Genomic DNA, 18,209 nt, shown 5'->3' on the forward strand with positions numbered 1-18,209 from the left:
TTACTCGTCCGTACCAGCAGCACGCTTGCGCTTGCCGGCGGTACTGCGTCGGCGTTTGCGCGGGCCAGTACCGTCGTCCTTGCTGCCCAGGTCGCGGATCATGTCGCGCCGCCCGGCATCATTGGCATCCTGGTAGTCCGTCCACCATTCGCCCAGGCCGTCGGTCTCCTCGCCGGCGGTTTCGCGCAGCAGCAGGAAGTCGTAGCCGGCGCGGAAGCGCGGGTTCTCCAGCAACAGGTCGGCACGCTTGCCGCTACGCCGTGGCAGGCGCTCCTGCATGTCCCAGATCTCGCGGATCGGCAGGGTAAAGCGCTTCGGAATCGCAATGCGCTGGCACTGTTCGCTGATCAATTCGTGGGCGGCTTCCTGCATCGCCGGAATCGGCGGCATACCCTTCGCCTGCAAGCGCAACACACGGCCAGGCAGTGCCGGCCAGAGCAAGGCGGCGAACAGGAACGCCGGGGTCACCGGCTTGTTCTGCTGGATGCGCAGGTCGGTGTTGATCAGGGCTTCGCTGATCAGCGTGTGGGTGTAGGTCGGGTTGTGTTCCAGGGCCTCGAAGCTGGCCGGGAACAGCGGTTCGAACAGATTGAGGTCGACCAGCATTTCGAAGGTGCTGGCGGCATAACCCGAGAGGAACAGCTTGAGCACTTCCTCGAACAGCCGTGCCGAGGGGATCTCGCGTAGCATCGGTGCCAACTTGCGAATCGGCGCGACGGTGTGCTTCTCGATACCGAAGTCCAGCTTGGCGGCGAAACGCACGGCCCGCAGCATCCGCACCGGGTCTTCCTGGTAGCGCTGGGTCGGGTCGCCGATCAGGCGGATCAGGCGATTGCGGATATCGTGTACGCCGTTGGCGTAATCGAGGATGCGCTCGCTGACCGGATCGTAATACAGCGCGTTGATGGTGAAGTCGCGGCGCTGGGCATCGTCTTCGAGGGTGCCGTAGACGTTGTCGCGCAGGATCCGCCCGCTTTCGTTACGCGAGGACTGGTTGCTGTCCTCGTCTTCGTCCAGCGGGTGGTTGGCGCGGAAGGTCGCGACCTCGATGATTTCCCGACCGAAGTGGATATGCACGAGTTTGAAACGGCGACCGATGATCCGGGCGTTACGGAATTCGGCGCGGATCTGCTCCGGCGTGGCGCTGGTGGCGACGTCGAAATCCTTGGGCGTGATATTGAGCAGCATGTCGCGCACGCAACCGCCAACCAGGTAGGCCTGGTAGCCGGCGTTCTGCAGGCGTTCGACGATGTTGACCGCGTACCGGCTGAACTGGGCCTTTTGCAGCGAGTGTTGGCCGCTATTGAGCACTTCAGGGGTGCTGCGTTTATGTGGCGTTCGACGCGAGGGAGAACGTAATGACTGGAACAGCTTCTTCAGCATGGGAGGCACTGTTTGAAGGAATATTCGGCCACTTCAAAGAATGACCGCACGATGGGCGAGGATTCTAGCATTTAGTCGAGGGATGGTGTAGGAAGGTGCAGCTTCGAGCTGCAAGCCCCGAGCGGCAAGCGTTGAACGCTTGAGGGTGGGGGAGAGGAATGCCTGAATCGTTCAGGAACTACAAGGGGAGCCGAAGCTCCCCCAGAAGTAGTTGCGTGCTCTATTTTTATTATGGTTGCGGGCTTCTTGTTTTTGTTGATCGCCCTGTGCCACTAGGCTTCAAGCCTGTGGGCTCTCCCAATCGGGAGCCAAGAGCAAACGGATTGCTTTGATCGCTGTAGTGTCATGATCCAGAGGATCCAACCAGTTCAGGCGCTGCTTTGAGGGCAGTTTTTATTGTTCTCGGCCTGGTCGTGGGGCAAGCCCCAATTACAGTACTTCTCCAAAAGAATCAGTTAGCTACGCCTCTCGCCGTGTTGTTTTTATTTTGCGTGAGTCGATACGTCTTGTTTTTATTGTCTGGTGCATTGCTTGTTATTGTTCTTGTACCAAAGCTATAGCAGGTGCCGTGCCAACTTTTTCGAAACCCCGTAAACATTGGGTTTCCCCGAGAAAATGGTTTTTTCCAGGGCAAAAAAAGCCGGATCTTCGTTACCGATAGACCCGGCTTTTGTTACGTGAAAATCCTGGGGTAACAGTTTTTTCACAAGAAGCAGTGTTACCTGTGGGCGCGCGCCCGGTTCAGCTCTCGCTGGCCACTCCGGTCTTGCGCCGTGGAATGCCCAGGCGCTGGCGCCGTTCCCACAGGCACTTGCGGCTGACCCCGAGTTTGCGTGCCAGTTCGGTCTCGGTCATGTGGTCCTGGTGCTCGAGGACGAAGTGCTGGAAGTAGTCTTCCAGTGACAGATCCTCGGTCGGCTCGTGGCTGGCGTTACTGGTGCTGGCCTGTTGCGGCGCCAGGCCGATGAATTCTTCCTCTTCCAGATCGCCGAGTTCGATGTCGATGCCCAGCAGGTCGGCGGAAATTTCCGGGCTTTCGCACAGGATCACCGCTCGCTCGACCGCATTCTCCAGTTCACGGACGTTACCCGGCCAGGCGTAATGACGAATGGCTTGCTCGGCGTCAGGGGCGAAGCGCAGGTCGGTGCGACCCACCCGTGCACTCTGGCGGGCGAGGAAGGCGCTGGCGATCTCGTTGACGTCGGCGCCGCGCTCACGCAGAGCTGGGAGCTTCAGTGCGATAACGTGCAGGCGGTAGTAAAGGTCTTCACGGAACTGGCCGATCTTGGCCAGGCTCTTGAGGTCGCGGTGGGTCGCGGCGATCAGGCGCACATCGACTTTCTGCGACTGCACCGAACCGACGCGACGAATCTCGCCTTCCTGCAATACCCGCAGCAGACGCGCCTGGGCTTCGAGGGGCAACTCGCCGATTTCGTCGAGGAACAGGGTGCCGCCGTCCGCCGCTTCCACCAGGCCGGCGCGACCGGCGCTGGCCCCGGTGAAGGCGCCTTTTTCGTGACCGAAGAGTTCGGACTCGATCAGGCTTTCCGGGATGGCCGCGCAGTTGACCGAGATCATCGGTGCCTTGGCGCGCTTGGACAGGTTGTGCAGGGCGCGGGCCACCAGTTCCTTGCCGGTGCCCGACTCGCCCTGGACCAGCACGTTGGAGTCGGTGGGGGCGACTTTGCGGATCTTGCTGTAGAGGTCCTGCATCGGCGGGCAGGAGCCGATGATGCCGATTTCACCATTGGTGTTGTTGGCACCGGCTTTTTCCGCCGTGCCATTGCCCTTGCCGGCGACTTTTTCTGCCGGCGCGCCTTGGCTGCCCTGACGATCACGGAGGATGCGGGCCACGGCCTGGAGCATCTCGTCGTGGTCGAACGGCTTGGCGATGTAGTCCACCGCGCCCATTTTCATCGAGTCCACGGCCGAGCGCAGGCTGGCGTAGCTGGTCATGATCAGCACGGGCGTGCCCTGGCCGAGCTTGATCAGTTCGGTGCCGGGTGCGCCGGGCAGGCGCAGGTCGCTGACGATCAGGTCGAACGAGGGGATGCTGAAACGTTCCTGGGCTTCCTGCACCGAACCGGCTTCGCTGACCTGGTACTGATTACGTTCCAGCAGGCGACGCAGGGCGGAGCGGATGATGGTTTCGTCTTCGACGATCAGAATGTGCGGCATTGATTCGGTTCTCTCGACGGTCTCAGTTCACAGCGGACGTCGCTTCGACATGACGCGGCAGGGTGACCCGGATACGGGTGCCACGTTGGCTTTGGATGTCAGCCGGGCTGTCGATGGTGATTTGTCCATAATGCTCTTCAACGATGGAATAGACCAGAGCAAGGCCCAGTCCGGTGCCCTCGCCAGGATCCTTGGTGGTGAAGAAGGGTTCGAACAATCGGTCCATGATGTTCTTCGGGATACCAGTGCCTTCGTCCTCGACGATCAGGTCGATGGTGTGTTCGAAGGCTTCGCTCTTGACCCGCACCGCCGCACCGGCCGGTGAGGCGTCGCGGGCGTTGGAGAGCAGGTTGATCAGCACCTGGGCCAGGCGTTGGGAATCGCCGTCGACCCAGTGCTCGGGATCGCACAGGTTGAAGAACTGTACTTCGAAGTTGCGCCGATTCAAGGCCAGCAGACCAATGGCATCCTGGGCGACCTCGGCCAGGCAGACGGCCTCGTCGTTATGCTGGTGACTGCCGGCGTGGGCGAAGCTCATCAGCGACTGGACGATGCGCGAAACGCGCTTGGTCTGTTCGAGGATCTGCCCGCTGATTTCGGTCAGCTCGCTGTCGTCCTCGCGCTCTTCGCGCAGGTTCTGCGCCAGGCAGGCGATGCCGGTGATCGGGTTGCCGATCTCGTGGGCTACGCCCGCCGCCAGTCGCCCGATGCTCGCCAGGCGTTCGGAATGCACCAGCTTGTCTTCGAGCATCTGGGTTTCGGTGAGGTCTTCGACCAGTAGCACCAGGCCGCTGTTGCCCGGCGCCAACGGCTCGTCGATTGCCGCCTTGTGCAGGTTCAGCCAGCGGGTCTGGCCGTCGAGGGCCAGGTGCTGCTTGTGCAGGTGTTCGTCCGGTAGGTTGATAAAACCTTGCAGCAAATCCTTCCACGGTTCGCCGAGGGTGCCCAGGCGAGAGCCGACCACCCGTTGTGCGGCCACGCCAGTGAGCTCTTCCATGGCCTTGTTCCACATCAGGATCTCCTGATCCTTGGCCAGGGAGCAGACGCCCATCGGCAGTTCCTGCAGGGTCTGACGGTGGTAGCGGCGCAGGGCGTCGAGCTCGGCGGCGAGGCCCGTGAGGCGCGAGTGGTAGTCTTCCAGGCGGCTCTCGATGAAGTGGATGTCTTCGGTGACGTAGCTTTCGCCGCCGGCCTTGTAGGGCAGGAAGGTTTCCACCATGTCCTGGGCCACGCTGGGGCCCATCAGCCCGGACAGGTTGGCCTCGATGCGGTCGCGCAGGCGGCGCAGGGCATAAGGCCGACGCTCATCGAAAGGCAGGTAGAGATCCCGCAGGGCCTGTTCGACCTCTTTCTGCGCGGCCTTGGCCCCCAGCGGCTTGGCCAGTTGGGTGGCGAACTCCTGCGGTGAGGCCGCGTGCAGTTCACGGCGTTGCGGGCGACGCACATTGTCCACCGCGCAGGCTTCGGCGGCGCTGGCCTCTTCGGGGCTGGCGCTGGTGAACAGTGAGATCAGGGTGAACATCAGCACGTTGGCCGCCAGCGAGGCGATGGCCGCCATGTGCCAGCTGGTGTCGTCGAGCACGTAGATCATGTTCAACAACGGTACGTAGAAACCCTGCAGGTTGCCGATCAACGGCAGCAGCATGGTCACCATCCAGACGATGATCCCAGCCAGCAGGCCGGCGATGAAACCGCGTCGGTTGGCGGTCGGCCAGTAGAGTACCGAGAGCACGCCAGGGAGGAATTGCAGGGTCGCGACGAAGGCGACGATGCCCAGGTTGGCGAGGTCCTGCTCGGCGCCCAGCAGCAGGTAGAAACCATAGCCGGCCATGATGATGGCGACGATCAGGGCGCGCCGCGTCCACTTCAGCCAGCGATAGATATTGCCTTCGGCCGGTGGCTGGTAGAGCGGCAGCACCAGGTGGTTCAGGGCCATGCCCGAGAGCGCCAGGGTGGTGACGATAATCAGCCCGCTGGCGGCCGAGAGTCCGCCGACGTAGGCCAGCAGGGCCAGGGCCTCGTTGTTGGCGGCAATGCCGATGCCGAGGGTGAAATATTCCGGGTTGGTGGTGGCGCCGAGCTTGAGCCCGGCCCAGAGAATCAGCGGCACCGCCAGGCTCATCAGCAGCAGGAACAGTGGCAGGCCCCAGCTGGCGCTGACCAGCGAGCGCGGGTTGAGGTTCTCGGTGAAGGTCATGTGATACATGTGCGGCATCACAATGGCCGAGGCGAAGAACACCAGCAGCAGGGTGCGCCACGGGCCTTCCTGCAGGGGCGTGTGCAAGGCGGCCAGGGCGGTCTGGTTCTGCAGCAGCCAGAGCTCAAGCTGCTGCGGGCCGTCGAACACCCCGTACAAGGCATACAGGCCGACTCCGCCGATGGCGATCAACTTGATCACCGATTCGAAGGCAATGGCGAACACCAGGCCTTCGTGCTTTTCCCGGGTGGCGATATGGCGCGAGCCGAAGAAGATGGTGAACAGGCTGATCAGCGCACAGAAGCTCAGGGCCACCCGATGCTGCACCGGTTCGCGGGTGAGGATGCCGATGGAGTCGGCCACTGCCTGGATCTGCAACGCCAGCAGCGGCAGCACGCCGATCAGCATGAACACTGTGGTCAGGGCGCCGGCCCAGGTGCTGCGGAAACGGAAGGCGAACAGGTCGGCCAGGGACGACAGCTGGTAGGTGCGGGTGATCTTCAGGATCGGGTAGAGCAGCACCGGCGCCAGCAGGAAGGCGCCGGAGACCCCGAGGTAGCTGGAGAGAAAACCGTAGCCATACTGATAGGCCAGGCCCACCGTGCCATAAAACGCCCAGGCGCTGGCGTACACGCCCAGGGACAGGGTGTAGGTCAGCGGGTGGCGGATGATCGAGCGCGGGATCACCCCGCGTTCACTGATCCAGGCCACCCCGAACAACGCCAGCAGGTACGCGGCGCTGATCAGCAGCATCTGGGTCAGGCTAAAGCTCATCGGCATCTTTTTGGCTCTGCAGGATGAAGGTCACGACGATCAGGATCAGCCAGAGCAGATAAGGGCGATACCAGGCGCCGGTGGCGTCGATCCACCAGTCCATGATGGCCGGCGAGAACAGGTAGATCCCGACCACCAGCAGCAGGACCAAGCGATAGATGTACATCCCGGCCTCTCTTTATTGTGTGCGTGCCCGAAAACGTGCGGCGATGGTAACGGATGGGCGCCAACCTGCAAGGGGCGTCAGTGCAATTGCGCTTCCGCCAGGGTCGCTGTCCTGGGAATCAGTGTGGCATCCCAATGGCCGATGCCCCAGTCGAGCACCTCGCGGGGCGTGCCCTGTTCCAGTGCGACGGGCGGTTGTTGGCCTAGTGTCCGCAGGGCACGCATCAGCAATGGGGTCGCCTGGTCGGCGGTCAGCGGTGGCGAGCGGTAGGACTTGCCGAGCTTGTGGCCGTCCGGTTGGATGATCAGCGGCACGTGCAGGTAACGCGGCTGTGGCAGCCCGAGCAGTTCCTGCAGGTAGAGCTGACGGGGTGTCGAGTCGAGCAGGTCGGCGCCGCGGACGATATCGGTGATGCCTTGCCAGGCGTCGTCCAGCACCACCGCCAGTTGGTAGGCGTAGAGCCCGTCGCGACGGCGGATCACGAAGTCGCCAGCTTCACGGCCCAGATGCTGCTGGAACTGACCTTGTACCCGGTCCTGGAAACGGTAGCTCAACTCCGGCACCCGCAGGCGGATGGCGGCATTGTCGATGGCGTGGCCGAGGTTGCGGCACAAGCCCGGATAGATCCCGTGATAGGGCGCAAGCTCCTTGCGCGAGCAGGTACAGGCGTAGGCCAGGCCCTGGCTGAACAGACGCTCGAGCACCTGGGCGTAGGCGTCGTGGCGTTCACTTTGGCGGACCAGTTCGCCGTCCCATTCGAAGCCATAGCGCTGCAGGGTATCGAGGATCGACGCCTGGGCACCGGGCTCCTCGCGCGGTGGATCGAGGTCTTCCATGCGCAGCAGCCAGCGGCCGCCGACGGCGCGGGCGTCGAGGTACGAGGCCAGGGCGGCGACCAGGGAACCGAAATGCAGGTGGCCGCTGGGCGTGGGAGCGAAGCGTCCGATATAGGCGGGAGTGGCAGTCATGGGTCGGCGTTTACTGGAGAGTCCGTAGGCGACAGGTCGCGTCGGCGGCACAAATGAAAACGGAGCGTTCGCACGCTCCGTTTGCTCAGGTCTCGACAGCTATTACTTGCCGACCTGTTTTTCCTTGATTTCCGCCAGGGTCTTGCAGTCGACGCACATGTCGGCGGTCGGTCGGGCTTCCAGTCGACGGATGCCGATCTCGACGCCACAGGACTCGCACCAGCCATACTCTTCGTCTTCGATGAGCTGCAGGGTCTTGTCGATTTTCTTGATCAGCTTGCGCTCGCGGTCGCGGGCGCGCAGTTCGAGGCTGAATTCCTCTTCCTGGCTGGCACGGTCAGCCGGGTCCGGGAAGTTCGCCGCTTCGTCCTTCATATGATCAACGGTGCGGTCGACTTCATGCATCAGTTCCTGCTTCCATTTCTGCAGGATCTTGGTGAAGTGCTTGCGCATGGGCTCGCCCATGTACTCCTCGCCCTTGCTTTCAACATAGGGTTCGAAGCCGCCGATCTTTGGCTCAGTGCTTTGCTGCTTTGCTTGGGTGGGCATGAATGGACCGCCTCTACTCTTCTAATCCATTGCGCAGGATTTCAACATCACCGACACCTGCCGGCCCTGCGGCTGCAAGCGGGCGAACTTACCAGATCGAATCGGGGTGCGCTACTCCCGGTTGTCGAGGCTGGACTTGTCGAGCCGAATGTCACGGCTGAACGCCCATTGTTGGGGCGGCCGGTCGAATGTATGCCGGAGGAAAGGCGTCAGCTTCATGAAGCAATGGTTAATTGTTTATTTTAGTCAAACTTCCGGGGCGCGTAGGATGCTTTAAACACGCTCGGGTGGCCGAGGTTGGGTAGAATCGGTCTATCGCCCATTCCCCTGCCAAATCAAGGAAGGCCAATGACTCAGCACTACAGTGCGCGCAGTCGCGCAATCGAACCGTTTCATGTGATGGCCCTGCTGGCCCGCGCCAACGAGTTGCAGGCGGCCGGGCATGATGTGATCCACCTCGAGATCGGTGAACCGGACTTCACCACGGCCGCGCCGATCATCCGTGCCGGCCAGGCCGCGCTGGAGGCGGGCAAGACCCGTTACACGGCAGCACGTGGGCTGCCAGAACTGCGCGAGGCGATCGCGGGCTTCTATCAGCAGCGCTACCAGTTGGATATCGATCCGCAGCGGATTTTGATCACGCCTGGCGGCTCCGGCGCGCTGCTGTTGGCCACCAGCCTGCTGGTGGACCCCGGCAAGCACTGGCTGCTGGCCGACCCGGGGTATCCGTGCAACCGGCACTTCCTGCGCCTGGTCGAGGGCGCGGCGCAACTGGTGCCGGTCGGGCCGGAGGTGCGTTATCAGCTCACCGCCGACCTGGTGGCGCGCCACTGGGACCAGGACAGTGTCGGCGCCCTGGTGGCGTCGCCGGCCAACCCTACCGGGACTCTGCTGACCCGTGACGAACTGGGTGCGCTGTCGGTGGCGGTCAAGGAGCGCCATGGCCATCTGGTGGTGGACGAGATCTATCATGGCCTGACCTACGGTTGTGAGGCGGCCAGCGTGCTGGAAGTCGATGACAGCGCCTTTGTGCTCAACAGCTTTTCCAAGTATTTCGGCATGACCGGCTGGCGACTCGGCTGGCTGGTGGCACCGCCGGAAGCGGTGGCGGACCTGGAAAAGCTCGCGCAGAACCTCTACATCAGCGCGCCGAGCATGGCTCAGCACGCGGCGCTGGCCTGTTTCGAGCCGGCGACCCTGAGCATTCTCGAAGAGCGCCGGGCCGAGTTCGGACGGCGTCGCGACTTCCTTTTGCCGGCGTTGCGCGAGCTGGGTTTCGGGATCGCTGTGGAGCCCGAGGGGGCGTTCTACTTGTACGCGGATATCAGCGCGTTCGGCGGTGATGCCTTCGCGTTCTGCCGACACTTCCTCGAAACCGAACACGTGGCCTTTACCCCGGGACTGGACTTCGGTCGGCACCTGGCCAGCCATCATGTGCGGTTTGCCTACACCCAGAGCCTGCCGCGACTGGAGCAGGCAGTGGAGCGGATTGCCCGCGGCTTGCAGAGCTGGCAAGGCTGATGGATTTTTCTCCTGCCCTCGAAGAAGGTCGTCTGATCCAGCGTTACAAACGGTTCCTGGCGGACATCGAAACCGCCTCCGGCGAGTTGCTGACCATTCACTGTCCCAACACCGGTTCGATGCTCAACTGCATGGTGCCGGGCGGGCAGGTCTGGTTCAGTCGCTCCAACGACCCCAAGCGCAAGTTGCCCGGCACCTGGGAAATCGGTGAAACCCCCCAGGGTCGGCTGGCCTGCGTGAATACCGCGCGGGCCAACCCCCTGGTAGAGGAAGCGCTGCGTGCCGGGGTCATACGCGAACTGGACGGTTTTACCGGCTTGAAGCGTGAAGTGGCCTACGGTCAGGAGAACAGCCGGATCGACTTTCGCCTCGACTATCCGACGGGGCCGGCGTTTGTCGAAGTCAAAAGCGTGACCCTCGGCTTTGACGGCACCGCGGTGGCGGCCTTTCCGGATGCGGTGACCCAGCGTGGGGCCAAGCATTTGCGCGAGCTGGCGACCCTGGCTCGGGACGGTGTGCGGGCGGTGCAGCTGTATTGCGTGAACCTGACCGGGATCGAAGCGGTGCGTCCGGCCGAGGAGATTGATCCGGGTTATGCCACGGCCCTGCGTGAAGCGGTGGCGGCCGGGGTCGAGGTGCTGGCTTACGGGGTGAGCCTGACGCCGCAGGGGATCCGCGTCGACCGGCGTTTGCCGGTGCTGCTCTGACGGCTCAAGGTTGTAGCCAGATGCCCTGGGCGTCTTCCGTGCAGGGTATCGCCAGCAGTGACTGCCCGGCGCAAGGTCCGGCCACGCACTCACCGCTTTCAATCAGGAACAGGGCGCCGTGGGTCGCGCACTGGATCAGGCTGGCGCTGGGGTCGAGAAACTGATCGGGGCGCCACTCCAGGGCGATGCCCCGATGCGGGCAGCGATTCTGGTAGATATAGACCTGCCCTGCACGGCGCACGGCCAATAGCGGCCGACCGTCCACTTCAAAGCCTCGACTGCTGTTGTCGGCCAGGGTGTTCGAGTCGCAGAGAAACTTCATAGTGATCCTTGTAAGGGCCTTACGCTTTTTTGTCGGCGATTACGCAACAGGATGTGTTTCGGGTTGACGTTCAAATGCAAATAATTATCAAATGATAATGATCTGTAAAAGAAACGCCCTCCCTTCAGGATTATCCACTATGCGTCTGCATTCCCGCCTGTTTGTCCTCGTCGCCGGGCTCACGCTCAGTCATGCCGCCCTGGCAACCGAACTGCCGCAACGTTGGGTCAGCGCTGGCGGGGCGTTGTCGGAATGGGTCAGTGTCCTGGGGGCAGAGTCTAAATTGGTCGGGGTCGATACCACCAGCCAGCACCCTGAATCCCTCAAGGCCTTGCCGAGTATCGGCTACCAGCGGCAATTGTCGGCCGAGGGCATTCTGAGCCTGCGCCCGCAAATCCTGGTGGGCACTGAGGAAATGGGCCCGCCGCTGGTGCTGGAGCAGATTCGCAAGGCCGGTGTGCCGGTGGAAATGTTCTCGGCCCAGGCGGACCTGTCGGCGCTGCAAGGCAACCTGCAGCACCTGGGTAAATTGCTCGGGCGTGAAGAACAGGCCACGGCGTTGTTCCAGACGTATCAACAGCAACTCGACGAGCAGCAGGGACGGGTTCGACAGGCTCAGGCGAAGCAGGCGGCGCCGGGTGTCCTGTTGTTGCTGGGGCATGCGGGTGGCAAGCCGTTGATCGCCGGCAAGGACACCGCCGCCGATTGGTTGCTGACCCTGGCTGGCGGCCACAACCTGGCAACCCACAGCGGTTACAAGCCGTTTTCTGTCGAAGCGCTGGCCGGCTTGAACCCTGAAGTGCTGGTGTTCGCCGATCGCAGCCTGACGGGCGATGCGGCGCGTCAGGCACTAATGAAGGAAAATCCGATTCTTGCCTCGACCCGGGCGGCGAAGGCCGGGCAGATTTTTGAACTCGACCCGACCTTGCTGGTGGGCGGCCTGGGGCCGCGTCTGCCAGAGGCGCTGAAACAACTGGCGAATGAATTTTATCCGGCGGCAGCCGCCAAACCATGACCGCCCTGGTCAAACCACGCACGCTGTTTATCGGCCTGGGCCTGTTGTGCCTGCTGGCGACCTGGTTGTCGCTGGCACTGGGTCCGGTCAGCCTGCCGTTGCTCGACACGATGCGCGCGGCGTTGCGCCTGGCGGGGTTGCCGCTGCCGGCGGCCGGCCTTGAGCAGGCCGAACTGATCCTGGGGCAGATTCGCCTGCCACGGACCTTGCTCGGCCTGGCGGTCGGCGGTGTCCTGGCGCTGTCCGGGGTGGCCATGCAGGGACTGTTTCGCAACCCCCTGGCCGACCCCGGGTTGGTGGGCGTCTCCAGTGGCGCCGCGTTGGGCGCAGCCATCGCCATCGTCGGTGGCGCCGCCTTCGGTGGCCTGCCGGACGCCTGGGGTCCGTACCTGCTGTCGGTTTGCGCTTTTCTCGGCGGCCTGGGGGTGACGGCGCTGGTCTATCGCCTCGGGCGTCGCAACGGCCAGACCAACGTGGCAATCATGCTGCTGGCGGGGATCGCCCTGACCGCGCTGGCCAGTTCGGCGGTCGGTCTGTTCACCTACCTGGCCGACGACGCGACCTTGCGCACCCTGACCTTCTGGAATCTGGGCAGCCTCAACGGCGCCAGCTACGCACGGCTGTGGCCGTTGCTGCTGGTCACGGTGGCGGTCGCCCTCTGGTTGCCGCGCCGGGCCAAGGCGCTGAATGCCCTGTTGCTGGGCGAGTCGGAGGCCAGTCACCTGGGGATCGATGTCGAAGGGCTCAAGCGCGAATTGGTGTTTTGCACGGCCCTGGGTGTCGGCGCGGCGGTGGCGGCGGCCGGGATGATCGGTTTTGTCGGCCTGGTGGTGCCGCATCTGGTCCGCCTGCTCGCGGGGCCGGACCATCGCGTGCTGCTGCCGGCGTCGATCCTGGCGGGCGCGAGCCTGTTGCTGTTCGCCGACCTGATCGCTCGTCTGGCATTGGCGCCGGCGGAACTGCCGATCGGTATCGTCACGGCTTTTCTCGGCGCGCCGTTCTTTCTCTACCTGCTGTTGCGAGGACGTACCTGATGCTGCGTGCGCAGAATCTGCAGATCCGTCGCGGGCTCAAGACGGTGCTGGAGGGGATCGACCTGGCGCTCGAGCCCGGTCAGATACTCGGTGTCCTGGGCCCCAATGGTGCGGGGAAAAGCACCCTGCTCGGCGCCTTGAGCGGTGAGCTGCAGCCGAGCGTCGGACAGGTCTGGCTCGATCAACGACCCTTGGCCGACTGGCGCGGGGCCGAGCGGGCGCAACGCCTGGCGGTATTGCCGCAGACCTCGACGCTGGATTTCGCCTTCCGGGTCGAGGAGGTGGTGGGCATGGGGCGCTTGCCGCACCAGACCGGCCAGGCCCGCGACGAGGAAATCGTCACGGCGGCCTTGCAGGCGGCCGATGCCTTTCACCTGGCCGGGCGCAGCTACCTGGCCTTGTCCGGCGGCGAACGCCAGCGGGTGCACCTGGCGCGGGTGCTGGCGCAGCTGTGGCCGGGGGAGAGTGGTCAGACCCTGTTGCTCGACGAGCCGACCTCAATGCTCGATCCGCTGCATCAGCACACCACCTTGCAGGCCATCCGGAGCTTTGCCGACCGTGGCGCGGCGGTGCTGATCATCCTTCATGACCTGAACCTGGCCGCTCGTTACTGTGACCGTATCCTGCTGCTCGAACAGGGCCGGCCCCATGCCCTGGATTGTCCGGACGTGGTGCTGCGTCCTGAGCCGCTCAAGGCCGTGTTCGGCCTGGAAGTGCTGGTGCAGGCGCATCCCGAGCGCGGCCATCCGCTGATCATCGCCCGTTAACGACCCTTGGTGGGATATTTCCTGTTCTTCTGTGAGCCAGGTCTTTGTCTCGGGTTGGCATGTGCCCTGGCGCAGACGAGTCCTTTATTGTTGCTTCCCTAGCGTATTTCGCGCCATCCGGCTGCCGAGGAAGTGCCTCGGACGCTTGTCACGGTTATGCAACGATCCGGGTTGGGAGTGAAGATGAAGCAGATGAATGAAGCCGATCAACAACTGGCACGCCAGGCCATTGGCCTGCTCGACTTGACCTCGCTGAGTGGCGACGACGATGACGAGCGCATCCTTGCGCTGTGCCAGCGCGCGCAGACACCCTTTGGCCCGGTGGCGGCGGTGTGCGTGTTTCCACGTTTCGTCGGCCTGGCACGGCGGGCGCTCGATAGCTTCGGCGGGCAGGCGATCCAGGTCGCCACGGTGGTCAATTTCCCCCACGGCGGACCGAATGTCGCCGCAGTGGTCGGCGAAACCCTGGAGGCGATCGCCGCCGGTGCCAACGAAGTGGACCTGGTTTATCCCTACCGCTCGTTATTGATGGGTGATGCGCAGACCGGCTTGAGCATGGTTGCCGCCTGTCGTGATGTCTGCGCGGGACGTGCCAGGCTCAAGGTGATCCTGGAGACCGGGGAACTGCGCGATCCCCAGATGATCCGCCAGGCCAGCCAGGATGCCATCGCCGCCGGTGCCGACTTTATCAAGACCAGTACCGGCAAAGTCCTGGTCAACGCCACCGAGCAGGCCGTGCGGATCATGCTCGAGGCTATTGCCGAGCGGGGCGGACTGGTGGGACTGAAGGCCTCCGGTGGCATCCGCACGTTCGACGATGCGCGCACCTATATCGAGCTGGCGCGCGCGCGCTTCGGGACCGCCTGGATCAATGCCGATCACGTGCGGCTCGGTGCTTCGGGCTTGCTGGATGAGCTGCTGGCGCGGTTGTCGTGCCCGGTGCTGCCGCTGGTCGGAGAGGCCTGAAGAGGTTGGGCTGCCAGCTTTCGGACAGGCAAAAAAAGACCCGGCAAAAAGCCGGGTCAATAACCGTGATTAGCCTGATGAGGAGATAATCTGAGAGTCCGAACCAGGGCCTTCCAGAAAATCCAACCGATCTCGCGATCAGTTGTGATAATCATAACGATTCTCATTTCTAAGTCAATGTCTTTTTATCGACCGTTCGTCCGGGGTGCTGTCGGCGACGAGTGGTCGAGGTCTTGACGCTTCAGCGAGTCGTGCTGGCGGCACTCAGGCGCGTCACCTCTTTGTTCAACAGGTCAATGCGCCGAGCCATGCTTTCGATCAGGCTGTGGGCGATGCGCGGGTTGCTCTGGGTCAGGCTGAGGAACTGGTCCTTGGGAATCAGCATGACCGTGCAGGGCTGGTTGGCGATCACGCTGGCACTGCGCTTCTCGCCGGTGAACACGGCCATGGCACCGAAAATCTCATCCTTGGGCACGTCGCCGACCTTGTGCCCGTCGACAAAGGCCTCGGCGTGCCCTTCGGTAATGATGAATACGTGGTCGGCGGCATCACCCTGACGGATCATCACTTCGCCGCTGGCCACCTGCTGGAAGCCGTTGCTGCTGCGAAACTCCGGTTGTTTCAGGCGGGTGACGGCGTCGGAGAGCAGGGCTGTCTGGCCGATCAGGTAGCGCAACAGCGCTTCGGCACGGCTTTCGTCGGCGTAGATGTGGGCGAAGAGCTCGTGGCGGTCATAGGGGATCAGGCTCACGGGGTTATCGCTGTTCAATACACAGCGCGGCCAGTCGATGCCCTGGCGCAGGCCGACCAGGTCGCCTTCGTGCAAATAGAACAGCGCACGCTCATCGACCCGCGCATGCAGCAGGCCGCTGTCGATCAGGAAAACCTGATCGGCGGGCAGAAAGGCACCCAGGTCAGCGATTTGCTCAAACTCAAGGGGAGGTGCGCACGGGTTCAAGCCTTTGAGCAATTGGGCCGGGATCGCCTGAAGACGATTGATCAATTCATCGGCGTAGGCCGGTTGCTCCCCGAGTAGATACATGCCAAACCTGCAAAATCAGTTTTTGTGACGCGACGATATCGCTTCCAACTGTTTATTCAAGGCTTCTTTGCGTTCTTGAGGGATATCGTTCCAATGAATGTCCATCAAGGCCCCTTCAATCGCATACAACAGCACTTTCGATGCCCGAAATCCACGGGTTCTCACCGCGCGGTAGGCATCCACCGCTCCCAGTCGACGCAAATCCGATGCGCTGTGGATACCCACTGCGTGCAGCCATTGCGCCGAGGTCTTGCCAAGGTTTTTCAGGTGTTGCAGTTCATCGTTCATCAAGCCTCCTTGCGACGGCCGAACGCTGCGTTGACGAGAATAGGCAAGCCTGAAAAGGAGTGTAGCGGTCAGTAGAAAAAGCGTGGTTCTTTGCTTGGCGTTGGTGCAAATGCTTCTAAGCCTCAGCCTTTGCCTGCGCTGGCCCGCAGAACAGGGGCGGTGGGCAAAGGAAGAAGTCGTACAGCGAGAGCAGGGTCCGGGTCATGAACCGGCCGCAAATGGCAGGCGCTGCCGTCATCCCCAGCGGTGCCCGGAGGGCTAGGCGCTGTAGCGCAGGCGTGTACCGAACTGCATCGACATGAGGATCTCGGCCGGGGTCAGTTCCACGGGAAAATAAGCGCCGGAAATCTGCGCATGGGCAACGCTGGCACCGATCAGGATGGATTTCTGGAAGTCCACGCCGCGCAGGTCGGCGGAGCGGAAATAGGCATCGGTGAAGTCGATCCCTTCGGCATTCAGTTCGCGCAGGTCCAGGCCGCGGAAGTCGCCGCCGCGCATGTCGATCGGGCCGTCCTTGGGACGCGCCTTGTTGAAGCCGGCGATGTCATCCTTGTGCAGCAGGGCAAACAAGGGTGAGTCGAGTAGCTTGGGATGGCTCATGAGACGTCTCCTGTTGGATTTATGACGCCAGTATAATGCCACTATGTTTCAGCCGTGAAGCACTTGCGGCGTCACGGCTGAAATAGTTTTTACAGGCCTGGCAGGCGCTGGCGAATCTGCTCGACCAGGGCGTCGAGGCTCCCGCTTTCGTGGGTTTCGACGCGCTTGGTGCGCAGGACTTCATCGGCGCTCAGGGCTTCGCGGCCTGCTTGCTGGGCGGCGATCACTTCCAGTGTAGCGTCGGACGGGTCGACAGCATCGGCTTGACGCTGCGCCAGCCAGCTTTCGATCACGGCCTGCGGGGCGTTGCAGTCGAGGATCAGGCATGGCACGCCGGTGGCTTCGGCGACCTGGGCGGCGGCGTCGCGTTGTTCACGCTTGAGATAGGTGGCATCGATCACCACCGGGAAGCCGGCACGCAGGACGGTGTCGGCGATTTCATGCAGGCGCTTATAGGTGTTCACGCTGGCATCGTGGTTATAGATGCCGTCGCCGACCTTGTTCTCGACCGACTGTTCGCCGAACAGGCGTTTGCGCTCGACGTCCGAACGCAGGCGCACGGCGCCCAGTGCTTCCACCAGGCGCAGGGCCACGTGGCTCTTGCCGACGGCGGAAACGCCACTGGTGATTGCCAGGAAGCGCGAAGGAATGGTGCTGTAGCTTTCCGCCAGGTTGGCGTAGTTGCGGTACTGACGCATGCTGCTGGCGCGTTGCACCGGATCTTCGGCCGACATGCTGAACAGCGCGACCTTGGCGCGCACCAGGGCACGGTAGGCTTTGTAGAAATTCAGCAGGGCCAGGCCCTGGTAGTCGCCGGTCAGTTCCAGGTACTGGCTGACAAAACGTCGGGCCAGGCTCTTGAGGCCGCGGTCTTCGAGGTCCATCGCGAGGAAGCCGGTGTCGGCGTAGACGTCGGTGAAGCGGAAGGGCTCGTTGAACTCGATGCAGTCGAAGATCACCACCTTGCCGTCGATGAGGGTGGCGTTGCCCAGGTGGATGTCACCGTGGCATTCGCGAGTGAAACCCTCGGCCTTGCGCTGGGCCAGCAGTGGCTTGAGGCGCTCGAAGCTGGTTTCGGCCCAGGCTTGCAGGGCATCGAGTTGCAGCAGGTCGGCCTTGTCGCTGAGGAACGGGCGGATCTGTTCGAAGTTCTGCCGGACCGGGTCCATGACCGCTTCCGGGGTGCCCTGGTAGTGGTCTTTCGGCACTTCGGGGGCGCTCTGGTGGAACGCGGCGATCTGCTGGGCCATTTCATCGATGTGCGCGGTGGTCAGCTCGCCGTTGGCCTGCAGGGTGCTCAGCAGTTGGCTTTGCGGGAACTGGCGCATTTTCAGCACGTATTCGATGGCCGGGCCGCTGCCGCCCAGGGCCGGGGCCTCGGCGCTGCCGGTGATCGGCAGGACTTCCAGGTACAGGTCGTCGGTGAGGCGCTGGTTCAGACGCAATTCTTCCGCACAGAAATGTGCGCGCCCGCTCAGTTCGGTGAAATCGAGGAAACCGAAATTGACCGGCTTCTTGATCTTGTAGGCATAGGGCCCGGTGAGCAGGACCCAGGAAATATGGGTTTCGATAACCTGGAAACCGTCTACCGGATGGGGGTAGAGGGCCGGGTTTTGCAGGGCGGCGATCAGGGACTGGCTCACAGGCGATCCTTCAAGGGGGCGGTAAATTCAAGGCCGTCATTATGGCCGCTGCAGGCTCTGGTGCAAACCGCCGGGCGTACATGTTGATC

Annotated in this window: 17 protein-coding genes; 6 read left to right on the top strand and 11 right to left on the bottom strand. The window is 62.9% G+C overall.

Going from position 1 to position 18,209, the window contains the following annotated elements; translation table 11 throughout:
- The 6 genes from HX866_RS29825 to dksA all read right to left on the bottom strand — a co-directional run bounded on the left by HX866_RS29825 (position 1) and on the right by dksA (position 8,215).
- A complete protein-coding gene (locus tag HX866_RS29825; protein ID WP_177090252.1) occupies positions 1–1,383 on the bottom strand; it encodes a polynucleotide adenylyltransferase PcnB in 1,383 nt (460 codons plus the stop codon).
- A 741-nt stretch (positions 1,384–2,124) separates the two neighbouring features.
- Positions 2,125–3,561, bottom strand: coding sequence for a sigma-54-dependent transcriptional regulator (locus HX866_RS29830; RefSeq protein WP_177124137.1), 1,437 nt, complete (start codon positions 3,559–3,561; stop codon positions 2,125–2,127).
- 22 nt (positions 3,562–3,583) lie between these two features.
- Positions 3,584–6,538 carry a sensor histidine kinase gene (locus tag HX866_RS29835; protein ID WP_177105895.1) on the bottom strand — a complete coding sequence of 985 codons (2,955 nt, stop codon included), beginning with the start codon at positions 6,536–6,538 and terminating at the stop codon, positions 3,584–3,586.
- Positions 6,522–6,698 (bottom strand): hypothetical protein, encoded by a 177-nt coding sequence (locus HX866_RS29840; protein WP_003176118.1) that lies wholly within the window; start codon positions 6,696–6,698, stop codon positions 6,522–6,524. The genes HX866_RS29835 and HX866_RS29840 overlap by 17 nt, the downstream gene beginning before the upstream one ends.
- Positions 6,699–6,775: 77 nt before the next feature.
- Positions 6,776–7,666 carry a tRNA glutamyl-Q(34) synthetase GluQRS gene (gene gluQRS, locus HX866_RS29845; RefSeq protein ID WP_177124136.1) on the bottom strand — a complete coding sequence of 297 codons (891 nt, stop codon included), beginning with the start codon at positions 7,664–7,666 and terminating at the stop codon, positions 6,776–6,778.
- A 102-nt stretch (positions 7,667–7,768) separates the two neighbouring features.
- Positions 7,769–8,215 carry an RNA polymerase-binding protein DksA gene (gene dksA / locus HX866_RS29850; RefSeq protein ID WP_100939578.1) on the bottom strand — a complete coding sequence of 149 codons (447 nt, stop codon included), beginning with the start codon at positions 8,213–8,215 and terminating at the stop codon, positions 7,769–7,771.
- 348 nt (positions 8,216–8,563) lie between these two features.
- Between dksA and HX866_RS29855 the strand changes: the two genes are divergently transcribed.
- Both HX866_RS29855 and sfsA read left to right on the top strand, forming a co-directional pair.
- On the top strand, positions 8,564–9,736 hold the full coding sequence (locus HX866_RS29855; protein ID WP_177090245.1) for a pyridoxal phosphate-dependent aminotransferase: 1,173 nt from the start codon (positions 8,564–8,566) through the stop codon (positions 9,734–9,736).
- On the top strand, positions 9,736–10,443 hold the full coding sequence (sfsA, locus tag HX866_RS29860) for a DNA/RNA nuclease SfsA (protein ID WP_177090242.1): 708 nt from the start codon (positions 9,736–9,738) through the stop codon (positions 10,441–10,443). Before HX866_RS29855 ends, sfsA begins: the two co-directional genes overlap by 1 nt.
- Positions 10,444–10,447: 4 nt before the next feature.
- On the opposite strand, the gene HX866_RS29865 is transcribed toward sfsA, so the two are convergent.
- On the bottom strand, positions 10,448–10,765 hold the full coding sequence (locus HX866_RS29865; protein WP_177090240.1) for a Rieske (2Fe-2S) protein: 318 nt from the start codon (positions 10,763–10,765) through the stop codon (positions 10,448–10,450).
- Between the two features lie 139 nt (positions 10,766–10,904).
- Between HX866_RS29865 and HX866_RS29870 the strand changes: the two genes are divergently transcribed.
- The 4 genes from HX866_RS29870 (at position 10,905) to deoC (ending at position 14,547) form a co-directional block, all read left to right on the top strand.
- A complete protein-coding gene (locus HX866_RS29870; protein ID WP_177090238.1) occupies positions 10,905–11,780 on the top strand; it encodes a heme/hemin ABC transporter substrate-binding protein in 876 nt (291 codons plus the stop codon).
- A gap of 50 nt (positions 11,781–11,830) precedes the next feature.
- Positions 11,831–12,814, top strand: a complete 984-nt coding sequence (locus tag HX866_RS29875) for a FecCD family ABC transporter permease (RefSeq protein ID WP_177091285.1) — start codon at positions 11,831–11,833, stop codon at positions 12,812–12,814.
- Positions 12,814–13,581, top strand: a complete 768-nt coding sequence (locus HX866_RS29880) for a heme ABC transporter ATP-binding protein (protein ID WP_177105890.1) — start codon at positions 12,814–12,816, stop codon at positions 13,579–13,581. The genes HX866_RS29875 and HX866_RS29880 overlap by 1 nt, the downstream gene beginning before the upstream one ends.
- A 183-nt stretch (positions 13,582–13,764) precedes the next feature.
- Complete coding sequence (gene deoC / locus HX866_RS29885) at positions 13,765–14,547, top strand: deoxyribose-phosphate aldolase (protein ID WP_177140981.1); 783 nt, start codon at positions 13,765–13,767, stop codon at positions 14,545–14,547.
- 241 nt (positions 14,548–14,788) lie between these two features.
- Here deoC and HX866_RS29890 read toward each other — a convergent pair whose 3' ends face one another.
- The 4 genes from HX866_RS29890 to HX866_RS29905 form a co-directional block, all read right to left on the bottom strand.
- Entirely contained in the window at positions 14,789–15,589 is an 801-nt protein-coding gene (locus HX866_RS29890) for a Crp/Fnr family transcriptional regulator (RefSeq protein ID WP_177140982.1), read from the bottom strand.
- Between the two features lie 15 nt (positions 15,590–15,604).
- Positions 15,605–15,877, bottom strand: a complete 273-nt coding sequence (locus HX866_RS29895; protein WP_177090230.1) for a TfoX/Sxy family protein — start codon at positions 15,875–15,877, stop codon at positions 15,605–15,607.
- 258 nt (positions 15,878–16,135) lie between these two features.
- The gene (locus HX866_RS29900; RefSeq protein ID WP_100939568.1) at positions 16,136–16,477 is read right to left on the bottom strand and encodes a pentapeptide repeat-containing protein; all 342 of its coding nucleotides are present in this window, start codon (positions 16,475–16,477) and stop codon (positions 16,136–16,138) included.
- Between the two features lie 89 nt (positions 16,478–16,566).
- Positions 16,567–18,120 (bottom strand): bifunctional aminoglycoside phosphotransferase/ATP-binding protein, encoded by a 1,554-nt coding sequence (locus tag HX866_RS29905; RefSeq protein ID WP_177140983.1) that lies wholly within the window; start codon positions 18,118–18,120, stop codon positions 16,567–16,569.
- Between the last annotated feature and the right edge of the window lie 89 nt (positions 18,121–18,209).

Origin of the sequence: Pseudomonas gingeri (genome assembly GCF_013386165.1) — a bacterium.
In the GTDB taxonomy this organism is placed as follows: domain Bacteria; phylum Pseudomonadota; class Gammaproteobacteria; order Pseudomonadales; family Pseudomonadaceae; genus Aquipseudomonas; species Aquipseudomonas gingeri_C.